General features: G+C 53.2%; 23 protein-coding genes and 1 riboswitch. Of the genes, 12 read left to right on the top strand and 11 right to left on the bottom strand.

The window, feature by feature from the left end; translation table 11 throughout:
* Positions 1-69 precede the first annotated feature (69 nt).
* Positions 70-200: riboswitch (FMN riboswitch) on the bottom strand.
* A 40-nt stretch (positions 201-240) separates the two neighbouring features.
* Positions 241-1,245 carry a tryptophan--tRNA ligase gene (trpS, locus tag A4Z71_RS05570; RefSeq protein WP_070954923.1) on the bottom strand — a complete coding sequence of 335 codons (1,005 nt, stop codon included), beginning with the start codon at positions 1,243-1,245 and terminating at the stop codon, positions 241-243.
* Positions 1,246-1,699: 454 nt separating this feature from the next.
* On the opposite strand from trpS, the gene A4Z71_RS07150 reads away from it, so the two are divergent.
* Positions 1,700-2,092 (top strand): hypothetical protein, encoded by a 393-nt coding sequence (locus A4Z71_RS07150; protein ID WP_236858573.1) that lies wholly within the window; start codon positions 1,700-1,702, stop codon positions 2,090-2,092.
* 8 nt (positions 2,093-2,100) lie between these two features.
* On the opposite strand, the gene A4Z71_RS05560 is transcribed toward A4Z71_RS07150, so the two are convergent.
* The 6 genes from A4Z71_RS05560 to sdhC all read right to left on the bottom strand — a co-directional run bounded on the left by A4Z71_RS05560 (position 2,101) and on the right by sdhC (position 6,806).
* Entirely contained in the window at positions 2,101-2,925 is an 825-nt protein-coding gene (locus A4Z71_RS05560) for an exodeoxyribonuclease III (RefSeq protein ID WP_070954921.1), read from the bottom strand.
* A 17-nt stretch (positions 2,926-2,942) separates the two neighbouring features.
* Positions 2,943-3,353: a Rieske (2Fe-2S) protein gene (locus tag A4Z71_RS05555; protein ID WP_070954920.1), complete on the bottom strand. Its 411-nt coding sequence runs from the start codon at positions 3,351-3,353 to the stop codon at positions 2,943-2,945.
* 80 nt (positions 3,354-3,433) lie between these two features.
* Positions 3,434-4,180 carry a succinate dehydrogenase iron-sulfur subunit gene (locus A4Z71_RS05550; RefSeq protein ID WP_070954919.1) on the bottom strand — a complete coding sequence of 249 codons (747 nt, stop codon included), beginning with the start codon at positions 4,178-4,180 and terminating at the stop codon, positions 3,434-3,436.
* Positions 4,181-5,890 (bottom strand): succinate dehydrogenase flavoprotein subunit, encoded by a 1,710-nt coding sequence (sdhA, locus tag A4Z71_RS05545; protein WP_236858565.1) that lies wholly within the window; start codon positions 5,888-5,890, stop codon positions 4,181-4,183.
* Positions 5,891-5,977: 87 nt separating this feature from the next.
* Positions 5,978-6,418, bottom strand: a complete 441-nt coding sequence (locus A4Z71_RS05540) for a succinate dehydrogenase hydrophobic membrane anchor subunit (protein WP_070954917.1) — start codon at positions 6,416-6,418, stop codon at positions 5,978-5,980.
* Between the two features lie 13 nt (positions 6,419-6,431).
* Positions 6,432-6,806, bottom strand: a complete 375-nt coding sequence (gene sdhC, locus A4Z71_RS05535) for a succinate dehydrogenase, cytochrome b556 subunit (RefSeq protein ID WP_084028438.1) — start codon at positions 6,804-6,806, stop codon at positions 6,432-6,434.
* A gap of 109 nt (positions 6,807-6,915) precedes the next feature.
* On the opposite strand from sdhC, the gene A4Z71_RS05530 reads away from it, so the two are divergent.
* From A4Z71_RS05530 to A4Z71_RS05485, 10 genes are all read left to right on the top strand, one after another.
* Positions 6,916-8,028, top strand: a complete 1,113-nt coding sequence (locus A4Z71_RS05530) for a mannose-1-phosphate guanylyltransferase (RefSeq protein ID WP_070954916.1) — start codon at positions 6,916-6,918, stop codon at positions 8,026-8,028.
* A gap of 153 nt (positions 8,029-8,181) precedes the next feature.
* Positions 8,182-9,279 (top strand): BMP family lipoprotein, encoded by a 1,098-nt coding sequence (locus A4Z71_RS05525; RefSeq protein ID WP_236858522.1) that lies wholly within the window; start codon positions 8,182-8,184, stop codon positions 9,277-9,279.
* Positions 9,280-9,398: 119 nt separating this feature from the next.
* Positions 9,399-10,898 carry an ABC transporter ATP-binding protein gene (locus A4Z71_RS05520; RefSeq protein WP_070954914.1) on the top strand — a complete coding sequence of 500 codons (1,500 nt, stop codon included), beginning with the start codon at positions 9,399-9,401 and terminating at the stop codon, positions 10,896-10,898.
* Positions 10,895-12,049, top strand: a complete 1,155-nt coding sequence (locus A4Z71_RS05515; protein ID WP_070954913.1) for an ABC transporter permease — start codon at positions 10,895-10,897, stop codon at positions 12,047-12,049. Before A4Z71_RS05520 ends, A4Z71_RS05515 begins: the two co-directional genes overlap by 4 nt.
* Positions 12,046-13,275: an ABC transporter permease gene (locus A4Z71_RS05510; RefSeq protein WP_070954912.1), complete on the top strand. Its 1,230-nt coding sequence runs from the start codon at positions 12,046-12,048 to the stop codon at positions 13,273-13,275. Before A4Z71_RS05515 ends, A4Z71_RS05510 begins: the two co-directional genes overlap by 4 nt.
* Position 13,276: 1 nt before the next feature.
* Positions 13,277-13,669: a cytidine deaminase gene (locus A4Z71_RS05505; RefSeq protein WP_070954911.1), complete on the top strand. Its 393-nt coding sequence runs from the start codon at positions 13,277-13,279 to the stop codon at positions 13,667-13,669.
* Entirely contained in the window at positions 13,669-14,952 is a 1,284-nt protein-coding gene (locus A4Z71_RS05500) for a thymidine phosphorylase (RefSeq protein WP_070954910.1), read from the top strand. Before A4Z71_RS05505 ends, A4Z71_RS05500 begins: the two co-directional genes overlap by 1 nt.
* Positions 14,933-16,057 carry an adenosine deaminase gene (locus A4Z71_RS05495; RefSeq protein WP_070954909.1) on the top strand — a complete coding sequence of 375 codons (1,125 nt, stop codon included), beginning with the start codon at positions 14,933-14,935 and terminating at the stop codon, positions 16,055-16,057. Before A4Z71_RS05500 ends, A4Z71_RS05495 begins: the two co-directional genes overlap by 20 nt.
* A 3-nt stretch (positions 16,058-16,060) precedes the next feature.
* Positions 16,061-16,519 (top strand): PTS sugar transporter subunit IIA, encoded by a 459-nt coding sequence (locus A4Z71_RS05490; RefSeq protein WP_070954908.1) that lies wholly within the window; start codon positions 16,061-16,063, stop codon positions 16,517-16,519.
* Between the two features lie 10 nt (positions 16,520-16,529).
* Entirely contained in the window at positions 16,530-16,799 is a 270-nt protein-coding gene (locus A4Z71_RS05485; RefSeq protein ID WP_070954907.1) for a PTS sugar transporter subunit IIB, read from the top strand.
* Here the strand turns inward: A4Z71_RS05485 and A4Z71_RS05480 are convergent.
* Both A4Z71_RS05480 and A4Z71_RS05475 read right to left on the bottom strand, forming a co-directional pair.
* Complete coding sequence (locus A4Z71_RS05480) at positions 16,796-18,439, bottom strand: phospho-sugar mutase (protein ID WP_070954906.1); 1,644 nt, start codon at positions 18,437-18,439, stop codon at positions 16,796-16,798. The two genes, A4Z71_RS05485 and A4Z71_RS05480, sit on opposite strands and share 4 nt — an antisense overlap.
* A 2-nt stretch (positions 18,440-18,441) precedes the next feature.
* Positions 18,442-19,263: a purine-nucleoside phosphorylase gene (locus tag A4Z71_RS05475; RefSeq protein ID WP_070954905.1), complete on the bottom strand. Its 822-nt coding sequence runs from the start codon at positions 19,261-19,263 to the stop codon at positions 18,442-18,444.
* A 76-nt stretch (positions 19,264-19,339) separates the two neighbouring features.
* On the opposite strand from A4Z71_RS05475, the gene A4Z71_RS05470 reads away from it, so the two are divergent.
* Positions 19,340-20,749 (top strand): NAD(P)H-quinone dehydrogenase, encoded by a 1,410-nt coding sequence (locus A4Z71_RS05470; protein ID WP_070954904.1) that lies wholly within the window; start codon positions 19,340-19,342, stop codon positions 20,747-20,749.
* Here the strand turns inward: A4Z71_RS05470 and A4Z71_RS05465 are convergent, their stop codons facing one another.
* Together A4Z71_RS05465 and A4Z71_RS05460 are read right to left on the bottom strand one after the other, a co-directional pair.
* Positions 20,750-22,531, bottom strand: coding sequence for an acetyl/propionyl/methylcrotonyl-CoA carboxylase subunit alpha (locus A4Z71_RS05465; RefSeq protein WP_070954903.1), 1,782 nt, complete (start codon positions 22,529-22,531; stop codon positions 20,750-20,752).
* A 95-nt stretch (positions 22,532-22,626) separates the two neighbouring features.
* Complete coding sequence (locus A4Z71_RS05460; protein ID WP_070954902.1) at positions 22,627-23,268, bottom strand: Maf family protein; 642 nt, start codon at positions 23,266-23,268, stop codon at positions 22,627-22,629.
* Between the last annotated feature and the right edge of the window lie 30 nt (positions 23,269-23,298).

The raw sequence follows: 23,298 nt of genomic DNA, 5'->3' as shown, positions 1-23,298 counted from the left end.
AGAAAGGCGCTGCAACCTTTTTTAAGGTCAAACGCCAACTAAACCTGCGACGCAAGATCGCGGGTCTGGTCTGTTCTTCTCCCATCCGGACTTTAACCGTCGGCATCTGAATTTCACAGATTCAACCGGCCAAATTTTCATCTGGACGGGTCGCGGGCTGTAACCGCCGGCTCAGATTTTCACTGACCCCGAAGAACGTTTTATTTTGAAAGATCGAAATCTTTCGGTTGTCTTTCTAGACTAACGCGCTGCGGCAATAAAGCCAATCCGGTCATAAACGGTTTTCAGGGTTTGCTCAGCCAATTCATTTGCCCGAGCGGCGCCACTGGCTAAGAGGCGATCTAGCTCAGCTTTGTCACTGAGCAATTCATTTGCTCGGTCTCTGATCGGCTCTACCGTCGCCACAACAATATCGGCTACTTCGGTCTTCAAGGCGCCATAACCTTGCCCGGCAAATTTGTCGGCAACAGTTTCGATGCTCTCACCGGTAATTGCCGAGTAAATGCCCAACAGGTTCGAGACACCGGGCTTACTCTCGCGATCAAATCGAATTTCACCGTCGGTGTCGGTTACCGCGCTCTTAATCTTTTTAGTGATTGCCGAGTTTTCATCCATGATGTTGACCAGACCTTTAGGGTCGCCAGACTTCGACATTTTTGCCGTCGGGTTTTGCAAATCGTAGATCTTGGCGGTTTCTTTCAGAATCACTGCTTCGGGCAGTACAAAAGTTTCGCCAAAACGAGAGTTGAAACGCATCGCCAAATCGCGGGTTAGTTCGATGTGCTGTCGCTGGTCTTCACCAACCGGTACGGCTTTTGGCTGGTATAGCAAAATGTCTGCCGCTTGCAACACAGGGTAGGTGAACAAGCCAACCGAGGCAGCCTCGGTGCCACCTTTTTGAGTCTTGTCTTTGAATTGAGTCATGCGCCCGGCCTCACCAAAACCGGTGATTGTCATCAGCACCCAAGCGAGTTGAGCGTGTGCCGGAACGTGCGACTGTACGAACAGTGCCGACTTGTCGGTGTCAATGCCAGCAGCGATGTACTGAGCCGCGGTTATACGAGTGTTCTGTCGCAGGGTTTCAGGGTCTTGCGGCACCGTGATGGCGTGCAAATCGACCACGCAGTAATAGGCATGATAGTCATCCTGCATTTTGGTCCAGTTGACCAAAGCTCCCAAATAGTTACCGAGGTGTAGAGAGCCGGCAGACGGCTGCATTCCGCTGAGCAGATTGGGTTTGGTCATACCCTAAGTTTAGAGGGCGAGATTAGGTGCTACTTTGTTGGCTATGAGAAACAAAAATGCCCTTCCTGCAGTCATGCTGATGATTTTTTTGCTTCTGGTCGGGGGTAGCAGTTCCACAGCGAGCACTGCGAGCCAGGCTGGCCTACTACTCTGTGTGAATTCAAAATCTGGTGAAATTAGGGCGTCGGTCAACCAAAAATGCCCGGCGGGATTTAGGGCACATTATTTGGCTGCGCAGGGACCTCAGGGTGTGGCTGGACCACAGGGACCCTCCGGTTATGACGGTTCGAGGGGGCCTCAGGGCCTTCAGGGTGTTGCCGGCAATCAAGGCCCAGCTGGACCCCAAGGCCCCCAAGGGCCGCAGGGGCCAGCAGGTTCGGGTGGATTGAATAGTGTTTCATTCACGGCGTCCGATTTTGCAACTTCGACCAGAGACTTGCTGAATGGTTACTACATGAGTTACCTGGCCCTACCCGCTGATTTAACTAAGTACGATGTTGTCGAATTCGCTTTTCCCGCTGGCTGGTCAACTGCCACCTCTTTCGATGTGCGAATCGGTTGGACCTCATCTACTACCGAAACTAATCCCTGGGCCTTTGAAGTAGGTCTAAACGGGTTGGCTCCGGGTGACGTCGTAAGGGCGGCTAATTCAAATAATTTTCTGCAAACTCCGAATCAAGACCTTGGCGAACTTCAAATTTCCTCCGTGAACCTTCCGCTCTATACAGGAAGCGTAAGTACAGCAAAATCTCTTGGTCTGATCGTAGGGCGATGGAACACTACCGGTGATACACACACGGGAGAAATCAAGATTCTTTGGGCGGAAGTAACGCCCAGATTTAGTTAGCTGAAAATTTAGAGGGCGTAGGAAACGCTCACGGGCGAGTGGTCGGTAAAGCGAGTGTCATAGCTCGCTGCTCGATGAACCCGGTAGTTGCTAGCTACAGCGGCTAACTTTGGAGTGGCTAGGTGATAGTCAATTCTCCAGCCCGCATCGGTATCGAAGGCCTGACCTCTAAAAGACCACCAGGTGTAGGGGCCAGGTTCGCCCGGGTGGCTGGCACGGCCAATGTCAACCCAACCCTGCTTGTGCATGAAGTCATCAAAGTAGGCTCGCTCTTCGGGTAAGAAACCGGCGTTCTTGAGGTTGCCCTTCCAATTTTTTATGTCTAGTTCAGTGTGACCTACGTTGAGGTCACCGGTGACTAAGACATAGTCTGTGGTCGAGATCAGTTGCGCCATCCGCTCACGCATGGCTTCTAAAAATTTGTATTTCTCAACCTGTTTTGGCGTATCGGCCTCGCCGGAGTGCACATAGGTGCTGATGACAGTGAGCGTTTTTCCGGCAATTTCAAAATCGGCCTCTAACCAGCGACCGGCTGAGTCAAAGTCTGGCGCGCCAAGTTCGGTGCGAACCGCAATCGCCGGTATTTTGCTGACAATCGCAACCCCGGCTCGACCTTTGGCGCTGGCCACGTCGTGCAGCACATGCCATTGGCCACCGTCTTTTGCCAGACCGCCGTGCTGGGCAAAAAGATCGTCTAGATCAGCGTCGCTAGCGCGCACTTCCTGCAGCGCCAGAATTTCGATTCCAGAATTGGCGTTTAGCCAATCGACCATGCCTTTTCTGAAGGCGGCGCGAACGCCATTGACGTTGATGGTGGCAATTTGAATTGGCATAACTGAATCTTAAGGGTCTAGAAACTGACCAGGATGTCGTCACCCTCGACGCTGACGGTAACTTTGGCAAGTGCCCGCTGGGCTGGGCCAGTGGTCACCATTCCGTTTTCGGCATTGAATTTGGCACCGTGGTTTAGGCACTTGATTTCATTATTCTCGGCACCATCCAACTTGGCACCAGCGTGAGTGCACTGGGCGACAAAAGCCCGGAATTCACCATCTTTGGGCTGGGTGATCAATATGTTGGTGTCACCAAGTTTGTAAGTTTTTCCGCCGCGAACCGGGATGTCGCTTGTTTTGGCAAGTGCAGTCGGCTTCTGGCCGGTCACGGTTTTGTCGACCGCCTCAGTGGCATCGGCGCTGCAGCCGGATAGGGCGCCGGCGGCGACAACCAAAGTGGCTGAAGTCAGTAATTGACGTCTGTCCATTTTTACTCTTCCCGATTTTTTGAAAAGACAAAAGCGACAACCTTTCGATTGTCGCTTCTGTTCCCGAAAACAGCGAGGGCTTAGGCCTTGCCTCGCAAAATAGCCTGCTTTACCTCGGCGATGGCCTTGGTTACCTCAATGCCTCGAGGGCAAGCCTCGGTGCAGTTGAAGGTGGTGCGGCAGCGCCAGACACCTTCTTTGTCGTTCAAGATGTCAAGGCGAACTTCAGCACCTTCATCGCGAGAATCAAAGATGAAACGGTGCGCGTTCACGATTGCTGCGGGGCCGAAGTACTGGCCGTCAGTCCAGAAAACAGGGCAAGAAGTTGTGCAGGCTGCGCAAAGGATGCACTTTGTGGTGTCATCGAAACGTGCGCGGTCTTCTGGGCTCTGCAAGCGTTCTTTTTCTGGCTTGTCGCTGGCAATCAAGAATGGGTTGATGTCGCGGTATGCCTGGTAGAACGGGTTCATGTCGACGACTAGGTCTTTTTCAACCTCAAGACCCTTAATCGGCTCAACGTAGATTGGCTGAGTAATGTCTAGGTCTTTGATCAGGGTCTTGCAGGCTAGGCGGTTGCGACCGTTGATGCGCATTGCATCCGAGCCACAGACACCGTGCGCGCATGAGCGACGGAAGGTTAGCGAGCCATCCATTTCCCATTTGATTTTGTGTAGCGCATCAAGCACACGGTCGGTTGAGAAAACTTCAACATCGAAGTCTTCCCAGCGTGCCTCAAGGCCATCCTCTGGGTTGAAGCGGCGAACAAATAAGGTGACGGTGAAAGCTTCTACCGCGCCAAATTCTTTTTCGGTGGTTGAAGTTGCCATTTAGTACTTACGCTCCATTGGCTGGTAGTTGGTAATGGTTACAGGTTTCCAATCAATTTTGATGTTGTCGCCTGGTTTCTTTGGCTTCTTGTCGGTTAGGTAAGCCATCGAGTGCACCATGAACTTTTTGTCATCACGGGTTTCGTAGTCTTCGCGGAAGTGACCGCCACGGCTTTCGCGACGCTCACGAGCTGTGAAGGCAAGCACCTCGGCAAGATCTAGCAGGAAGCCAAGCTCGATGGCCTCTAGCAGATCGGTGTTGAAGCGCTGGCCTTTGTCTTGAACCGAGATGTTTTCGTAACGGGCACGAAGTTCGGCAATCTTCTCGAGAGCTTCGTTGAGCGACTCTTCGGTGCGGTACACCTGGGCATTTTTGTCCATGGTGTCTTGCAACTCTTTGCGAAGCACGGCGACCTTCTCGGTTCCGTTTGAGTTTCTGGCCTTTTCGATCAGCGCGATGGTCGCTTCAGCGGCATCGGCCGGCACTGGAACGTGCTTGGCTTTCTTCGCGTACTCAACCGCGTAGATACCGGCACGCTTACCAAAAACGTTGATGTCGAGTAGAGAGTTAGTGCCTAGACGGTTGGCACCGTGTACCGAAACGCAAGCACACTCACCAGCGGCGTAAAGACCCGGAACAACTTTCTTGTTGTCGCGCAGAACCTCAGCTTTGATGTTGGTCGGGATTCCGCCCATTGCATAGTGCGCAGTTGGGAAAACCGGAACTGGTTCGGTGTAAGGCTCGACACCCAGGTAGGTGCGGGCAAACTCGGTAATGTCTGGCAGTTTTGCGTCGATAACCTCTGGTGGCAGGTGGGTTAAGTCGAGCAAAACGTAGTCTTTGTTCGGGCCGGCACCGCGGCCTTCGCGAACTTCGTTTGCCATAGCGCGAGCAACCATGTCACGAGGGGCAAGGTCTTTGATGGTTGGGGCATAGCGTTCCATGAAGCGCTCACCCGAGGCGTTACGAAGGATTCCACCTTCACCACGTGCAGCTTCCGAAAGCAAAATGCCTAGGCCGGCAAGACCGGTTGGGTGGAATTGGTAGAACTCCATGTCTTCGAGCGGCAAACCTTTGCGGTAGATGATGCCAACACCATCACCGGTAAGGGTGTGCGCGTTCGAGGTGGTTTTGAAAATCTTGCCGAAGCCACCGGTAGCAAAAACAATCGACTTACCTTGGAAAACGTGAAGTTCACCGGTAGCCAATTCGTAAGCAACGACCGCTGAAGGGCGCTCTTCGCCATCAACCTTGGTCATTACTAGGTCGAGAACATAGAACTCGTTGTAGAACTCGATACCCAACTTGACACAGTTTTGGTACAGGGTCTGCAAAATCATGTGACCGGTGCGGTCTGCGGCGTAGCAGGAGCGACGAACCGGAGCCTTACCGTGGTCGCGGGTGTGACCACCAAAACGTCGCTGGTCAATTTTGCCGTCTGGAGTTCGGTTGAACGGCAAACCCATGTTTTCTAGATCGATAACTGCCTGAACCGACTCTTTTGCCAAAATCTCAGCGGCATCCTGGTCGACTAGGTAGTCGCCACCCTTGACGGTGTCGAAAGTGTGCCACTCCCAGCTGTCTTCTTCAACGTTGGCCAAAGCCGCAGCCATTCCACCCTGCGCAGCACCGGTGTGCGAGCGAGTTGGGAACAGTTTTGAGATAACTGCGGTCTTGGCGTTTGGGCCAGCTTCAATTGCTGCTCGCATGCCGGCACCACCGGCACCCACGATGACCACGTCGTACTGATAGTGGTGAACTTTTGGTTTAGCGTTGGTCACTTGTAAGTTCCTTGTTTAGTTAGCTGGACAGAAAGACGGCAGCAACTCTGCTGCGGCTCCTGCTGGGCATGGGTCGAAGGTAAATACCACCAGGGTGCCCAGCAAAATTAGCGCTGCACAGGTTCCCCAGAGGGTAACTACCAAGGTTTTACGAACTTTTTCTTTGGTGGTGTAGTCGTTCACGATGGTGCGCATACCGTTGGTTCCGTGAATTAGCGCTAACCAAAGCATGGCCAAATCCCAGACCTGCCAGAACGGGTCTGACCACTTGCCGCCGACGAAGGCGAAGTCAATTGCCTTGATGCCCTCGCCAACCCAAAGGTTTGCGAACAGGTGGCCAAAAATTAGAACAACAAGGATGACGCCCGAGGCGCGCATGTACAGCCAGCCGTACTTTTCAAGGTTGGCTTGCTTCTTGGTTCTTGGTGATCGAGGTTGTTCGATTACTACAGACATGTTCGCTACCTACTTATCCGAATACGTGCATCAGGTGTCGAGGCGCAAATGCCGCAAACACAGCGAAGGCGATGATGACCACAGCCCAGAACATTTTGTTCTGATACTTGGCACCTTTGCGCCAGAAGTCGATGAGGATAACGCGCAATCCGTTGAGCGCGTGGAAAAGAATGGCAGCAACCAGACCCAGCTCGGCAATTCCGATTAGCGGAGTTTTGTAGGTGGAGATCACTGCGTTGTAGGCCTCTGGGCTTACTCGCACAAGTGCGGTGTCAAGCACGTGGACTAGCAGGAAGAAAAAGATTGCGACTCCGGTGATGCGGTGTAGCACCCAGGACCACATTCCAACTTTGCCACGGTACAGAGTGCCGGCAGGTATGGTAGGCACGAAAATCCTCCTTGATTGGTGTCTTCCAAGATATGGAAACCTGTCTAAGTCTAAACCTGATTTTTGCCCAACCTCGCTCAAATCCGCTTATTCGTCTAGGGTTTTTGACATGCAGCGAAATCCAATAGACCGCTTTTTTAGCATCATCCCAGCAGGCGGCATCGGCAGTCGACTTTGGCCACTCTCTCGAGCCTCGGCGCCAAAGTTTTTGCACGACCTCACCGGCTCTGGACAAACCCTGCTACAAGATACCTGGGACAGGCTTACCCCGCTGGCCGGACGCGATCGAATTTTGGTCGTGACCGGTAAGGTTCACAAGAGCGCGGTGCTTGATCAGATCGAAGATTTATCTACCGATAACTTGGTACTCGAACTATCGCCCAAAGACAGTACAGCTGCAATTGCCTTGGCGGCAGCAATTTTGATGCGGCGCGAGCCCGACGTAATTATTGGTTCATTCGCCGCCGATCACGTCATTGGCGACAGTGAACAATTTGCCCAGACTGTGCGAGAGGCCGTCGAGGTTGCCGCTACGGGTCGAATTGTCACCATTGGAATTGAGCCCACCGAACCATCTGTCGGCTTTGGCTACATCAAGCGTGGTGAAAATCTTGAACTTGAACAGGCGCCTAACGCGCATCAGGTAATCAAATTTGTCGAAAAACCAAATATCGACAAAGCGCGCAGATATGTAGAGTCAGGCGAGTACCTCTGGAATGCCGGCATGTTTATCGCCCCGGCAGCATTGCTTCTAGAGCAGGTGCAAAAATCTGAGCCCGCACTTTACGCGTCGCTGATGGAGATAGCTGCGGCCTGGGATACCGATGAGCGCAAGGTTGTGATGGAGAAAACCTGGCCAAAGTTGAAAAAAGTGGCTATCGACTATGCCGTGGCTGAACCTGCGGCGCTCGCCGGTTTGGTGGCAGTGGTTCCAGCTTCATTTACCTGGCACGATGTCGGTGATTTTGCCGCTATCGCGGAGCTGCAGTCGCAGGGCCGTCGCGGCAATCTGGCGGTGCTGGGTAACGCCAAAGTTTTGGCAGATTCATCCAGCGGCATTTTGGTCAGCGACACCGATCGACTTATTGCCCTAATCGGACTCGAAGATGTGATTGTCGTCGACACCCCGGATGCCCTCCTGGTAACTACCAAAGAGCACGCTCAGCGGGTGAAGTCGCTGGTTGATGCACTGAAGGCAACCGGGCACGAAGACGTTTTATAAACACCCGTTATCGGCACGGTCAAGGTAAATGTTGCATTCGCATTAATTTTCTGATGTCGGGCCCCGCCTCCCGCGATTTAGGGCCTCTCGGCGAAGTAGGCTAGATGTGTTCGCTCGATGAGAGTCATCGGGCGTTTTCAGGAGGAATCCCAATTGAAGAGCAAAACTGCACTTAAGGGTCTAGCGCTAGCAACCGTTGCCAGCCTTGCCCTTGCTGGTTGTGCCGCTGCACCTGCAGAGCCAACCGTTACTCCAGTTGACTACAAAGCTTGTATGGTCTCTGACTCTGGAGGCTTCAACGACGCATCATTCAACGAAGAGGCATACGCGGGTCTAAAGCAGGCTGAAGCTGAGCTAGGCATCGCTATTAAAGAAGTTGAATCACCAAGCACCGCAACTCAGACCGACTTCACCTCTGGTGTTGACTCAATGGTCCAAGAGGGCTGCGACCTTATCATCGGTGTTGGCTTCTTGCTAGCCACTGCAATCCGTGATGCTGCTCAGGCAAACCCGGAAGTTAATTTCGCACTAATCGACTCTGCTTTGAGCAACGACGACTGGTCGCCATTGAGCTTGCCAAACGTAAAGCCAATTCAGTACGACACCGCTGAAGCTGCCTTCCTTGCCGGTTACCTAGCAGCAGGCACCACCAAGACTGGCAAGGTTGCCACCTTCGGTGGAATGTTGTTGCCTTCAGTAACCATCTTCATGGATGGCTTCAAGCAGGGTGTTGCCGCTTACAACGAAGCAAAGGGAACTGACGTTGTAGTTCTCGGTGCCGAGGGTGACGACAACTCGAAGTGGGCCGCAACCGGTGACTTCAGCGACATCGCAAAGGGTAAGACCCTAACCGAGGGCTTTATCGCCCAGGGCGCTGACATCATCCTTCCTGTAGCTGGTCCAGTAGGTATCGGTGCCGGTCAAGCTTCGCTAGAGAACGATGGCGTCAAGGTTATCGGTGTTGACTCAGACTGGTACAACCTTCCAGCCCACGCAGAATACAAGGCCAACCTTCTAACCTCGGTTGAGAAGAAGATGGCTGCTGCGGTGCTTGAGGTTATCAAGTCGGGCGTTGACGGTGCATTCACCGGTGGCGACGAGAACCAGTACGTTGGCAACCTAGCAAACGGCGGTGTCCGCATCTCTGATGCACACGACATTGCTTACGGTGACCTACAGGCTGAGCTAGACGACCTAGCTGCCAAGATTATCGACGGCTCACTAGTAGTCAACTCGATCTACAAGAAGTAGTTCTACAAACAATAAATCGGGGGTCGCTTAGCGGCCCCCGATTTTGTTGGTCAAGCCTTTGCCGAGGGCAGGGTTAGACTGGCAAAGTCGGCAAAAATAAAGAATTGATCGGACAAGCGATGAAGCTCGAACTCCGCGGCATCACCAAGAAATTTGGCTCTTTGGTGGCTAACGACAACGTCAATCTAGTTGTTGAGCCCGGCCAAATTCACTGTCTTTTGGGTGAAAACGGTGCCGGAAAATCCACTCTCATGAATGTGCTCTACGGGCTTTACCAGCCCGATGGCGGCGAAATTTTGCTTGATGGCAAAGTCTCTAAATTTGCTGGCCCAGGTGACGCGCAAGCCGCCGGTATTGGAATGGTCCATCAGCACTTCATGCTCATCCCAGTTTTCACGGTTGCCGAAAATGTAATTTTGGGCCACGAGCCAACCAAGCAGGCTGGCCTTCTCGACATGGCTGAAGCCCGCCGCCGGGTTCGTGAAATTTCTGACCGATTCGGTTTTGAAATCGACCCTGATGCAATCGTCGGCGAATTGCCGGTCGGTGTGCAGCAGCGCGTCGAAATTATCAAGGCTCTGATGGGTGATGCTCAAGTTTTGGTTTTTGACGAACCTACCGCGGTGCTCACCCCGCAAGAGACCGATGAATTGATGGCAATCATGAAGCAACTTCGTGATGCCGGCAAAGCCATAGTTTTCATCACCCACAAACTTCGCGAGGTTCGCGAGGTGGCTGACAAAATCACCGTCATTCGACTCGGCAAGGTTGTCGGCGAGGCAGACCCGAAGTCGTCGGCCAACGAGATGGCCTCAATGATGGTTGGTCGCGCGGTCGATCTAGATGTCGACAAGAGCGCTCCAAAACTTGGCGCTACGACTTTCAAAATTTCGAATCTAAACGCTTGGGACCACAAAGGCACCAAAGTCCTCGATGACGTCAACCTAGAAATCGCCGAAGGTGAAATTCTGGTAATTGCCGGGGTGCAGGGCAATGGCCAAACCGAGTTGACCGAAGCGATTATCGGAATGCACGGAAAGACTTCCGGCTCGATCTCGCTCGATGGCAAAGAATTGATTGGCAAGAATGTGAAGCAGGTTCTTGACCTAGGAGTCGGATTCGTGCCTGAAGACCGCACTGAAAACGGCCTGGTTGCCGAATTCACAATTGCCGAAAACCTAATGCTTGATCGCAGCGACCGTAAACCTTTTGCAAAAGGTATTTCGCTGCAACTCGACTTTCTGAAGAAATTCGCCGCCGAAAAAATGCAGCAATTCGACGTTCGTGCCCAAGGCATTGACTCAAAGGCTTCGCAACTATCCGGAGGTAACCAGCAGAAAGTTGTGCTGGCTCGAGAACTAAGCCGCGAGCTCCGATTGCTAGTTGCATCGCAGCCAACCCGCGGCCTCGATGTTGGCTCGATTGAGTTTGTTCACGAGCAAATTGTGGCCGCCCGCGATAGCGGCATCCCGGTGATGATTGTTGCCACCGAACTCGATGAAGCTACACAGCTTGGCGACCGAATTGCCGTTATGTATCGAGGCAAAGTGGTCGGCGTTGTTCCGGCCGATACGCCTCGCGAAAAGTTGGGTGCCATGATGGCAGGAGTAAGCGCATGAACCGTATCGTAAAAGAGATTTTCTCGCCGAGCGCGCTGGTTACCGTACTGGCAATTGTCGCTTCGTTTATCTTTGGCGGAGTCCTGATCGCCTTTTCTAATGAGGCAGTTCAGACCACTGTCAGCTATGTGACCGCCCGTCCCACTGATTTCCTGTCGGCACTGTGGAACTCGGTTTTCGGTGCTTATGACGCCATGTTCCGCGGTTCAGTTTTCAACTATCGTGCCGATGAAATTGGGCAGATGCTTCGGCCGATCACCGAAACCTTGGCTTACGCAACGCCAATCACGCTTGCTGGCCTAGGTTTAGCTGTTTCATTCCGTTCCGGATTGTTCAACATTGGTGCAACCGGGCAAATTGTTTTCGGCGCTATGTTTGCCGGTTTCGTCGCAATCAATGTTCCACTTCCTGCCGGCATCGCTTTCTTCGTTGCGTTTATTGCCGGAATCATCGGTGGTGCTCTGTTTGGTGCTCTGGTTGGTTTACTAAAAGCCACTACCGGCGCCAACGAAGTAATCGTCACCATCATGCTCAACTACATCGCGCTGTTGCTGCTGGGCTTTTTGCTGAAAACCCCGGTGCTGCAAGCTCCCGGTTCGGTAAACCCAATTTCCGCTCCGGTGCCTGAAGGGGCACGTTATCCGCTGTTGTTCGGTGAGCAGTTCCGTCTACATGCCGGTGTTTTTGTCATGCTTCTGGCAGTGGTGGCAGTTTGGTGGTTGTTAAACCGCTCTTCAATCGGTTTCCAGTTCCGCGCTCTCGGGCACAATCCAAATGCTTCTCGCACCGCGGGCATCAACATTGGTCTCACCTACGTTTTGGTAATGGCAGTGTCGGGTGCGCTTTCCGGTTTGGCCGGCACCACCCAGATTTTGGGCACTGAAAAGTTTTTGACTACCGGCGTTGCCGCCAGCTTTGGTTTTGATGCCATCACCGTGGCACTTCTTGGTCGCAACAACCCCTACGGGGTTTTAGCCGCCGGTATTTTGTTCGGTGGGCTAAGGGCTGGTGCCGTAACCATGCAGGCCAACCAGGGGGTACCAATCGACATTGTTTTGGTTGTTCAGTCCATGATTGTGCTGTTCATCGCAGCTCCGCCACTGGTGCGTTCCATGTTCAGACTCAAAGCCGAGAAAGGTGGTGTCAAGTGAAACAGTCAATTAAGAGTCCGATCATCATGACTGTGGTGGCCGCCCTGTCGATTTGGATCTACCTAATTACTCCGGATGCCGTAACCATGATTGCCAGCACCACGGCAACCGACTTGGTCGCGCTACCTGAAATCTCAGTTCCAACCAAGTTGCTTGGCCTAGTTGCCGCAATAGTTCAATTGGCTTTGGCTGGCTACGGCTGGTTCATGCGCAATGTTAAAAATGGCAAATTGGGTCGCTGGGCCATTGTCCTGTTCGGCTTGGCGTTTGTCATCCAGGTTCTCGTGCTGCTTTTTGCCGGCAAATCAATGCCGATCACGTCTCTGCTTCAGGGTTCGCTGGCACTGGCCGTGCCGCTAATCTTTGGATCGCTGGCCGGTGTGCTTAGCGAACGAGTTGGTGTCGTGAACATCGCAATCGATAGCCAGTTGCTAATTGGTGCGTTTTCATCGGCGTTGATCGCCTCGCTTTCCGACAATCTTTACCTTGGTCTCGTCGCCGCAATCATTGGTGGAGCCCTGGTTTCTTGGGTTTTGGCGGTATTCAGCGTTCGCTACGTAGTTGACCAAATCATCGTCGGTGTGGTGCTGAATGTGCTGGTGGTTGGTTTGACCAACTTCCTTTACTCATCGCTTTTGACCACTGACATTCAGTTGTTCAATGCGCCGCCGCGTTTCGACAAAATTCTGATCCCGGTTCTCGGTCAGATTCCGGTGATTGGACCGGTCCTGTTCAACCAAACACTGATCGTCTACTTGATGTATCTAGCGGTGATTGGTGTTTATGTTGCGCTGTTCAAGACTCGCTGGGGCCTTCGAGTTCGAGCCGTAGGTGAATATCCAAAGGCTGCCGATACCGTTGGCATCAAGGTTTTCCGCACCCGCTATATCAGCGTGATTATCGGTGGCGCACTTGCCGGTTTGGGTGGTTCATTCTTCACTCTCGGCCAGGTCGGTGCTTTCGGCAAAGAGATGACCAACGGTGCCGGTTACATTGCCTTGGCCGCGCTTATCTTTGGTCGCTGGAATCCGATTTACGCAGCCATGGCAGCCTTGCTGTTCGGCTTTGCTCAGAACCTGCAATACGGCTTGGCAATCATCGGTTCGCCGGTTCCATCTGAATTCTTGCTGATGTTGCCTTACGCGCTAACCGTTGTTGCCGTTGCCGGACTTGTCGGTAAAGTCACCGGCCCCGCAGCTGCCGGTAAAGCGTATGTGAAGGCCTAGCATGACTGTCAACTGGGATGAACTTCGCGCGGTAGCCAATTCGGCAATGCAGCGTGCCTATGTTCCTTATTCAAAGTTTCCGGTAGGTGCTGCCGCGCTCACTGAAGACGGTCGTGTTGTCTCAGGATGCAACGTAGAAAATGCCTCCTACGGTCTAACCCTGTGCGCCGAATGTTCGCTGGTTAGCGATTTGGTTATGGGGGGAATTAGCCGCCTGGTGGCCTTCACCTGCGTGGACCGATCAGGAAACATTTTGATGCCTTGTGGCCGCTGCCGCCAGCTCTTGTTCGAACACTCCGCCCCCGGCATGGTTTTAGAAACTGTCAGCGGATTCAAAACCATCGACGAGGTTATTCCGGATTCGTTTGGTCCGAGAGATTTAGAGGAGCGCTAATGGCTGAGTTTTCAGCTGTAGATCTAATCATCAAAAAACGCAGCAAATTTGAGCTTTCCACTGAGGAAATCAATTGGTTGATTGGCAATTACACCAGTGGTGTGGTTGCCGATGAGCAAATGTCCTCGATGGCGATGGCCATTTTGCTGAACGGCATGAATCGTCGCGAAATCAAAGACCTAACCATGGCCATGATTGCCAGCGGTGAGCGCCTTGACTGGACCGGCTTGAGCAAGCCAACCGTAGATAAGCACTCAACCGGCGGAGTGGGCGACAAAATCACTTTGCCGCTGGTTCCGTTGGTTGCTGTTTTTGGCGCTGCGGTCCCACAACTCGGTGGCCGCGGTTTGGGGCACACCGGTGGCACGCTCGATAAATTTGAGGCGATTGCCGGCTGGAATCCGAGTTTGACCAATCAGCAGTTTTTCGACCAGTTGCAAAGCGTCGGTGGCGCGGTTTGCGGCGCCAGCGAAAACATCGCCCCCGCAGATAAAAAGCTTTATGCCCTGCGCGATGTCACCGGCACGGTCGAGGCTATCCCGCTGATTACCTCGTCAATCATGTCGAAGAAAATTGCCGAAGGAACATCGGCTCTAGTGCTCGATGTCAAGGTTGGTTCGGGCGCCTTTATGAAAGATTTTGATAAGGCCCGCGAGTTGGCTCAGGGTATGGTTCGACTCGGCATAGATGCCGGTGTCAAGACTTCGGCGATGCTCACCGACATGTCCACTCCACTGGGTAAAAAAATCGGTAACGCTCTCGAGGTTGAAGAGTCACTTGAGGTTCTTGCCGGTGGTGGCCCAGCAGATGTGGTTGAACTCACAGTGGCTTTGGCAACTGAAATGCTGCGACTGGTCGGCATTGAAAATGTCGATGTCGCTGCGGCCCTAAAAGATGGTCGAGCGATGGATAAATGGCGTGCCATGGTCTCCGCTCAGGGAGGTGACCCAGATGCCGCCCTTCCGAAGGCCAAAGAATCGCACACGATTTTGGCTGACGCCGATGGTTGGTTGACTGAACTAGACGCCCTAGGTTTAGGAATTGCATCTTGGCGACTAGGTGCCGGCCGCGAGCGCAAGGAAGATGACGTACTCTTGGGTGCGGGAATTGAACTTCACGCTCAAAAAGGTGACCGCGTTAGCAAGGGTCAGCCTCTGCTTACTTTGCTTACCGATGAGCCGAATCGCTTTGATCGGGCGCTTGAAGCAATTGAAGGCAAAATCAGCATCTCTGCCGAGCAGCCCCAAGCTCGCAAAATCGTTCTTGAGCGAATCTACGAATAGGAATAAATTGGCTAACTTCGACATCCAGGCACTGCCGAAAATCTCACTGCACGATCACCTTGATGGGGGCTTGCGACCACAGACCATCATCGAATTGGCTGATGAAATCGGTTATCAGTTGCCAGCTTCGGATGCTAAGTCACTGCGTCGTTGGTTTGCCGAATCAGCCGATTCCGGCTCGCTAGTCAAGTACTTAGAGACTTTTGATGTCACTACCGCGGTGATGCAGACCAAGGCTGGCCTAACCAGAATCGCCCGCGAATTTGTTCTAGATTTGGCCGACGATGGCGTTATCTACGGTGAGGTGCGCTGGGCTCCTGAGCAGCACCTGCGCGCTGGGCTCAGCCTCGATGAGGTTGTCGAAGCGGTGCAGGACGGCCTCGAAGAGGGCATGCAGCTTATTGAAGAGCGCGGCGGGTTCATTCGCACTGGCCAGCTTGTTACTGCAATGCGCCACGCGGATCGCGGTCTTGAAATCGCAGAACTAGCCGTGCGTCACCGCAACAACGGAGTGGTCGGCTTTGACATTGCTGGTGCCGAAAAGGGCTTTTTACCAAGCCGTCACAAAATTGCTTTTGACTACCTAGCCAGCGAACTGTTCCCGGTAACCGTGCACGCCGGTGAAGCCGACGGCATTGAAAGCATCAAGGATGCCATTGTTTCTGGACGAGCACTTCGCCTCGGTCACGGTGTAAGAATCGTCGAAGACATCATGGTCTCTCGGACTGATCGAGACACCGATTTGGTGGTGCTTGGCCCGGTAGCCGAGTGGGTTCACGATCGCGGCATCGCCCTAGAGCTGTCACCATCTTCAAACCTACAAACCGGCGCTATCGAGATGCTGGGGGAGAATCTTGAAGATCACCCAATTGATGTGCTCTATGACTTGGGTTTCAAGGTTACGGTGAATACCGACAACCGCTTGATGAGTGCCACCACACTCACTCGTGAACTCGAGCTCTTGGTTGCCACTTTCGGTTACGACCTCGATGACCTTGAGCAGTTCCAGATCAACGCCGCCGAGGCTAGTTTTCAGGCGCTGGATGAGCGCCTTGAGCTAATTGACATGATTGGCGAGGGCTTCGACGCCGCTCGACGTAAATAGCTAGTGAGCTACCCAGTCCTGGCAAAAACTCTGAGTGAAAACTCAATCAGGGTTGGTGCCATAGCGCTTGACTGGCAGCATGCAATTGCCATGGCCGGCGAACTCCTTCAGGCAAGCGGTTATGCTGCACCGGATTACGCAACGGCGATGATTGATGCCGTTAGCGAGTTGGGCCCCTACATCGTGATTGCTCCTGGTTTGGCCCTGGCTCACGCCAAGCCGACTGAGTTGGTTTACGAAACCGGACTTTGCCTAGTTACTCTCGCAGAGCCGATCGAGTTCGGTCACAGCAGCAACGACCCGGTGCGATTAGTTTTTGCTCTGGCGGCAATTGATCACAGTTCACACCTGGGGCTGCTGGCCGAACTTTCAGATTTTCTCAGTGCCGACTCAAATGTGAACTTCTTGTTAAATGCTCGTTCAACCGACGAAATCATCGCTTACCTGAATTCCGCTTTGTGAGAATTGTCCTATGAAAATTATTGCGGTGTGCGGCATGGGCATTGGCACCTCGGTTTTGCTAAAAATGAATGCCGAAAAAGTGCTGCGTCAACTAGAGATCGATGCCACCGTTGAGGCTGCCAGCGTCGAGACTGCCCGCAATAATGTTGATGCTCAGATAGTTTTGACAACACCCGATTTGCTGCCGCTGCTAGCCGGAATTAAGTCCGAGGTTATTTCAATTGATCATTTTTTCGATCTTGAAGAAATCACAGCAAAACTTAGTAAGGCCCTGCTCTAGATTTTTAGCAACTCTCGCATTTCGTTCTCCAACGAACTCAATTTGGTTTTCGCGTGTGCCTTAGAGTCGCCAACCGCCTGAAGGTAGCACTTGAGTTTTGGCTCAGTTCCCGATGGTCGAATTATCACTCTTCGGTTGTCGGCCAATTCAAAAAGTAGTCCGTCGGTTGGTGGCAGCTGCTCAGAACCAATTGCCAGATCGGTAAACGTAGCATTTGAACCATCAAGTCGGCTTGGTGGCAATTCCCTGAAGCGCTGCATAAGCTGAGCAATCAGACTCAAATCTTTGACTCGGATGCTGATTTGGCCGGTTTCGTAGTAGCCGTAACGAGATCCCAACTCAGCCAATTTATCGGCAATAGTTTTTCCGTCGCCGGCTAATTTGTGGGCCAGCTCGGTAATTAGCAGTGCCGCCGAAATGCCATCTTTATCTGGGGTGTGGTTTATGTCAGCACAGTAACCCAAAGCTTCCTCGTAGCCGAAGATCAAATTTGGAACTTTGGAAATCCACTTAAATCCGGTGAGCGTGGTTTTGAAACCAAGTCCGTAAAATTTTGCTACCTCGCCGAGTGCCGACGAAGACACAATCGAACTGGCCAAAGTTCCGGTGCGGCCCGACTCAACAGCTTTGCTGGCCATCAAATCTGCAAGTAGCAGCCCCAGTTCATCGCCGGTTAGGCGGCGCCACCCAGCAGCCTGCTCGGGTGCCGGAATCGCCACCGCTAGTCGATCAGCGTCCGGGTCGTTGGCAATAATCAAATCGGCATCGTAAGAGCGGGCCTTTGCGAAAGACAAATCCATCGCGCCGGGTTCTTCTGGGTTTGGAAAATCAACGGTCGGGAAATGCCCATCCGGATACAGCTGTTCGGCTACGGTAATCGGCAAGTTCAAACCGACTCGCTGGAACAGCGCGCTGAGAACATGCCAACCGACACCGTGCATAGCCGTGTAGACGATGCTAAGGGCATCAGGGTTGTCGATACGGTCAATCAGCTTGGTCGTTTGCGAGATATAAGCATCGCGAATCTCGTCGCCGACAATCTCGAAAGCGCGACTCTTTTTTAGTTCGCCAAAGGTAAGTGTTTGAGCGACCTTCTCGATTTCTTGGGCGATGTGTTTATCGGTGGGCGAGACAATTTGCGAGCCACCGTTGTTGCCGCCCAGGTAGACCTTGTAGCCGTTGTCTCGCGGTGGGTTGTGTGAAGCCGTGACCATGATTGCAGCCGAAGTGTTCAAATGTTTTCCGGCGAATGCCAAAACCGGCGTTGGTACCACCGAGTCAAAAAGAAAAACCTTGAGCCCAAGTCCGGCCAGTATTTCCGCCGAATCGCTGGCAAAAACATCCGAGTTTAGGCGACCGTCATAGCCGATCACAATACTCGGATGGGCTTCACCCTGACCCTTTAGGTAGTTTCCAATCCCGGCGGCTGCTTGAGCCACCAAAACCCGGTTCATTCGATTTGGACCAGCGCCTAATTCGCCGCGAAGCCCAGCCGTTCCAAAACTTAGGCGGGTTTCAAATCGCTCTGCCAAAGCGGCATAGTCTTTGGCCTCAATCAGTTTTTGCAGCTCTTCGCGAGTTTGCGCATCGGGGTCTTGCGCTAACCATGCTTCGGCGGCCGCTAGATATTTTTGGTTCATTTCTAAAGTTTGCTCACTATTTCGGCCAGCAGTTTGCTAATTCGAGCTTCGGCTGCAACGCCAGCTTCAATTACCTCTTGGTGGCTCAGGGGGGTTTTTTGAATGCCGGCAGCAAGGTTGGTAATCAGTGACAAACCCAAGATTTCCAGACCCGATTGACGTGCCGCAATGGCTTCAAGTGCGGTAGACATTCCGACAATGTGACCGCCAATTATCTTTGCCATTTGCACTTCGGCGGGCGTCTCATACTGTGGGCCGCGAAACTGGCAGTAAACGCCTTCGTCCAGCGTGGCATCAACGGTTTTTGCAATTTCGCGAAGTTTTGCCGAGTAGAGATCGGTGAGGTCAATAAAAGTTGCACCTTCGAGCGGGCTTGCCGAAGTCAGGTTGATGTGGTCGCTTATCAACACCGGGGTGCCTGGTTTCCAGGTATCTTTGATGCCGCCAGCGCCATTGGTCAAAATCATGGTTTTTGCGCCGGCAGCGGCTGCGGTGCGCACGCCGTGTACAACTCGACGCACACCGTGACCCTCATAGAAGTGGGTACGCGCGCCAAGCACCAACGCGTGCTTGCCGTTAGGCAACTTGATTGAGCGGATGTTTCCGATGTGGCCGGCTAAAGCAGGTTTAGAAAAACCCGGAATTTCGGTTGCCGGAATAGTGGCAACTGTTTCACCAATTAGATCTGCGGCCTTGGCCCAACCAGAACCTAGAGTGAGAGCAATTTCGTGACTTTCGACTGAAGTTTTTTGTCTGATAACCTCAGCTGCTTGGCTGGCGATTTCAAACGGATTGACGCTCAAATCATCTAGTGGATTATTCATAATTTGAGTCTATGGTGCCGGTAAGTTTCTTGCTCGCCTAGGCCGAGTAAAACCCTTCGGCTGGCAGAATGAGAGGGTGATTGAATTGCAAAAACACCACATCGTAATTATCGGCGGCGGCCCGGGTGGCTATGAAGCGGCACTTGCCGGTCGCCAACTTGGCGCCGAAGTGACCCTAATTGAGCGTCAGGGCATCGGCGGCAACGCGGTGCTCACCGATGTGGTGCCCTCAAAAACTTTGATTGCCACCGCAGAGGCAGCGCGTCGAGTAACCCATGCGAGCAGCCTGGGTGTGCGTTTTTCTTTTGCCGGCCAGCAAATCAAGCCTAAGATCGAGGTCGATCTTGGTGCGGTTAACCAAAGATTGCTCGACCTAGCCGAAGAGCAGTCTTCAGACATGCTTGAGACCCTGATGGAAGCTGGTGTGCGAATCATTCACGGTTCTGGGCGACTAGACGGTAACCACCACGTCATCGTCGAAGTTGAAGGCCAGAAACCCGAGCGGCTAGAGGCCAAAACTGTGATTGTCGCAGTTGGCGCTCATCCTCGTACGCTGCCTGACGCAGCCCCTGACGGCGAGCGAATTTTCAACTGGACGCAACTTTATAAATTACAAGAATTGCCCGAGCACATGATTGTGGTTGGGTCAGGTGTCACCGGTGCTGAGTTTGCCTCGGCCTATAGCCACCTCGGTGCTGAAGTTAGTTTGATTTCAAGCCGTTCCACTGTTTTACCGGGTAATGATGCGGATGCTGCTGCAGTTATTGAACACGTCTTCCGTGCGAACGGAATCAACATCTATTCTGAGAGTCGCGCAGCCAAGGTTGTTAACACCGGCGACGGTGTAGAGGTCACCTTGGCAGACGGCAAAATCGTCAAGGGTAGCCACTGTTTGATGGCCGTCGGTGGTATTCCAAACACCGCCGGACTTGGGCTCGAAGAAGCTGGCGTAGCACTAAATGAGACCGGCCACATCATCGTGAACAAGGTTGCCCGGACTTCGCGTGCCAACGTCTATGCCGTTGGCGACTGCTCCACCTCGCTTCCGCTGGCGTCAGTGTCGGCAATGCAAGGTCGAACCGCAGTGTTTCATACCATGGGTGACGTTGCTGCACCAACCCAGATTCGCAACGTGGCATCCAACGTTTTCACAGCCCCCGAAATTGCCTCGGTGGGTTGGTCAGAGCAAGACATCAAAGACAAAAAAGTTTCCGGCTATGTCGAGAAAATTGACTTGGCTACCAACCCGCGGGCGAAAATGCAGGGTGTTGAAGAGGGTTTCATAAAACTGATTTGTTCCACCGGCGGAACCGTAATCGGCGGTGTCGTGGTTGCACCTAGGGCATCTGATCTGATTTATCCAATTGCGGTCGCCATTGAAAACCGACTCACGGTAGATGAGCTAGCCAACACCTTTACGGTTTATCCGTCGCTTTCCGGCTCAATCTCTGATGCCGCCAGGGCGCTTCACCAGCCGGTCGATTAGCTAATCGATTTCAACCAGCAAGGTACCGGCCGAAACTGTGGCTCCCACCTCAGCGCCGATGCTCTTAATCACTCCCGATTTGTGAGCGGTCATCGGTTGCTCCATTTTCATGGCTTCAAGCACAACCACAAGATCACCTTCGGTAACCGAATCGCCAACTGAGACCGCAAATTTGACCACGGTAGATTGCATCGGGGCTTTGATGGCATTTCCCGATGCTCCAGTTGTGGCCGAGGCATGCGAGTGTGACTTTCGTCGTGGCGCGTGAGCGGTTACCCCGTTGCCGCCTCCGGCTAGCAATCGTTTTGGCAGTGAAACTTCGATTCGCTTGCCATCAACCTCAACTACCACGTTGTTTCGCTCGGCCGGTTCGGCACCGGCTTCGGCCATGCCGCTCCAGGCAGGAATGTCATTGTGCCATTCGGTTTCAATCCAACGGGTGTAAATACCAAATTTGTTAGAAGCAAGGTCGCCAATAAAAGCAGGTTCGTTGACAATTTTGCGGTGGAATGGAAGCACGGTCGGTAGACCCGCTACTTCCATTTCGGCCAGAGCGCGACGCGAGCGAGCCAATGCCTCTTCACGGGTGGAACCGGTGACAATAAGCTTTGCGATCATCGAGTCAAATGAGCCAGAAATCTCATCACCGGCACCAACGCCGGTGTCAACGCGAACACCGGGGCCCGATGGTGCTTTGAAAACGTGAACCGGCCCGGGGGCGGGCATGAAGTTTCTGCCAGCATCTTCGCCGTTGATACGGAATTCGAACGAGTGGCCCTTAATCTCTGGGTCGGCATAGTCGAGGACGCCGCCTTCGGCCAACCTGAATTGCTCGCGCACTAGGTCTAGCCCGGTTACCTCTTCAGAGACCGGGTGCTCTACCTGAAGTCGAGTGTTTACCTCTAGGAAAGAGATGGTTCCATCTTGGGCAACCAAGAATTCGCAGGTTCCGGCACCTTGGTATCCGACCTCTTTCAAAATGGCCTTCGAAGATTCGTAAAGTCGGCGAACCTGATCTTCGGTCAAGAATGGTGCGGGTGCTTCTTCTACCAGTTTTTGGTGCCGGCGCTGCAATGAGCAGTCGCGGGTCGAAACCACCACAACGTTGCCGTAAGCATCGGCTAGGCACTGGGTCTCAACGTGCCTTGGCTTTTCGAGGTATTTTTCTACGAAACACTCACCGCGACCAAAAGCGGCAATTGCCTCTCGCGTCGCTGATTCGAAGGCTTCGGTAATTTCATCCTCGTTGTAGACAACTTTGATACCGCGACCACCGCCACCGTAGGCAGCTTTGATGGCAATCGGCATACCGTGCATGGCAACAAAGTCAAGCACCTCTTGGGCGCCAGAAACCGGGTTCAAGGTTCCTGCAGCTAGCGGTGCCCCAACTTTCTCGGCGACGTGTCTCGCCGATACCTTGTCGCCTAGGCGCTCGATGGCTTCTGGTGATGGCCCAATCCAGATGATGCCGGCTGCGATAACCGCACGCGCGAAGTCAGCATTCTCAGCCAGGAAGCCGTAACCGGGGTGAATAGCGTCGGCGTTTGACTTTCGAGCAGCCGCAAGAATCTTGTCAATAACCAGGTAGGTTTCGGGTCCGGTGGTGCCGTGCAGCGCATAGGCCTCATCCGCCAGTTTCACATGCATAGCATCGCGGTCTTGATCGGCGTAAACGGCAACCGATGCGATACCGGCATCTTTGGCGGCGCGAATAATTCGAACCGCGATTTCGCCTCGGTTAGCAACCAGAACTTTTGTGATTTTGCGTGGCAGCACTGTCATAATCCACAACTCTATTGGCAAGGAGGTTCAATTTATTGGCGTAGAACTACAAAAAATTCTTGAAAGTGCTGTGGCTGCCTATAACCAGGATTCTGCTATCTATTCCACAGCGATGTGTAGTCAACGGCAAGTTCTCCGGTCAGCTGGCGCAAGACCGGCAAAGAAAGCCCAATCACAGTGTGAGCATCGCCCTCGATGCCATTCAAAAATGCTCCGCCGAGTCCGTCGATGGTGAAGGCGCCGGCAACCTTAAGCGGTTCGCCGGTGGCGACATAGGCGGCAATTTCCGCATCGCTGAGGTTGGCAAAATTAACCACTGTTCCGCTAGCTTTTCCTACCGCGCCATTTGAATTCGGTAGCGCGAGCCCAGTGCGGTTGTCAATCAGCCAGTGTCCGCTGAATAAGGTGCCCGAGCGACCGCGCATCTGCTGCCAGCGAGCGGTGGCTACTTCGGCGGTGTGTGGTTTGCCCAGCCACTGACCATCTAGCTCAAGTGATGAATCGCAACCTAAAACTAAAGCACCCGCCGACTCCGGCCGGCTAGCCACCGCCTCCGCTTTAGCTCTGGCTAAAGCCATCACCATTTCCTCAGTGTTTGTAATTTTTCCGGCAGCCACTAATTCGGCTACAACGGCATCCTCGTCGACTTCGGGAGCCATGGTCACCGGTTCGATTCCGGCGTTACGCAACAGGGTGAGTCGTGCCGGGGAGGTAGAGGCCAAGATTAGTTTCGTCACAGACCAAGTCTGCCAGACACAGGTAACCTC

The organism is Candidatus Rhodoluna planktonica (assembly GCF_001854225.1).
GTDB classification, from domain to species: domain Bacteria; phylum Actinomycetota; class Actinomycetes; order Actinomycetales; family Microbacteriaceae; genus Rhodoluna; species Rhodoluna planktonica.
The sequence above is the reverse complement of the archived record's forward strand: the minus strand, read 5'-3'. Positions and strand labels throughout refer to the sequence as shown.

What these genes read in the sequence shown, in the direction of transcription:
- trpS (WP_070954923.1), bottom strand. Translation starts at nt 1,245, where the DNA reads ATGACCAAACCCAATCTGCTCAGCGGAATGCAGCCGTCTGCCGGCTCT.
- A4Z71_RS07150 (WP_236858573.1), top strand. Translation starts at nt 1,700, where the DNA reads ATGAGTTACCTGGCCCTACCCGCTGATTTAACTAAGTACGATGTTGTC.
- A4Z71_RS05560 (WP_070954921.1), bottom strand. Translation starts at nt 2,925, where the DNA reads ATGCCAATTCAAATTGCCACCATCAACGTCAATGGCGTTCGCGCCGCC.
- A4Z71_RS05555 (WP_070954920.1), bottom strand. Translation starts at nt 3,353, where the DNA reads ATGGACAGACGTCAATTACTGACTTCAGCCACTTTGGTTGTCGCCGCC.
- A4Z71_RS05550 (WP_070954919.1), bottom strand. Translation starts at nt 4,180, where the DNA reads ATGGCAACTTCAACCACCGAAAAAGAATTTGGCGCGGTAGAAGCTTTC.
- sdhA (WP_236858565.1), bottom strand. Translation starts at nt 5,890, where the DNA reads ATGCGAGCAGCAATTGAAGCTGGCCCAAACGCCAAGACCGCAGTTATC.
- A4Z71_RS05540 (WP_070954917.1), bottom strand. Translation starts at nt 6,418, where the DNA reads ATGTCTGTAGTAATCGAACAACCTCGATCACCAAGAACCAAGAAGCAA.
- A4Z71_RS05530 (WP_070954916.1), top strand. Translation starts at nt 6,916, where the DNA reads ATGCAGCGAAATCCAATAGACCGCTTTTTTAGCATCATCCCAGCAGGC.
- A4Z71_RS05520 (WP_070954914.1), top strand. Translation starts at nt 9,399, where the DNA reads ATGAAGCTCGAACTCCGCGGCATCACCAAGAAATTTGGCTCTTTGGTG.
- A4Z71_RS05515 (WP_070954913.1), top strand. Translation starts at nt 10,895, where the DNA reads ATGAACCGTATCGTAAAAGAGATTTTCTCGCCGAGCGCGCTGGTTACC.
- A4Z71_RS05505 (WP_070954911.1), top strand. Translation starts at nt 13,277, where the DNA reads ATGACTGTCAACTGGGATGAACTTCGCGCGGTAGCCAATTCGGCAATG.
- A4Z71_RS05500 (WP_070954910.1), top strand. Translation starts at nt 13,669, where the DNA reads ATGGCTGAGTTTTCAGCTGTAGATCTAATCATCAAAAAACGCAGCAAA.
- A4Z71_RS05485 (WP_070954907.1), top strand. Translation starts at nt 16,530, where the DNA reads ATGAAAATTATTGCGGTGTGCGGCATGGGCATTGGCACCTCGGTTTTG.
- A4Z71_RS05480 (WP_070954906.1), bottom strand. Translation starts at nt 18,439, where the DNA reads ATGAACCAAAAATATCTAGCGGCCGCCGAAGCATGGTTAGCGCAAGAC.
- A4Z71_RS05475 (WP_070954905.1), bottom strand. Translation starts at nt 19,263, where the DNA reads ATGAATAATCCACTAGATGATTTGAGCGTCAATCCGTTTGAAATCGCC.
- A4Z71_RS05465 (WP_070954903.1), bottom strand. Translation starts at nt 22,531, where the DNA reads ATGACAGTGCTGCCACGCAAAATCACAAAAGTTCTGGTTGCTAACCGA.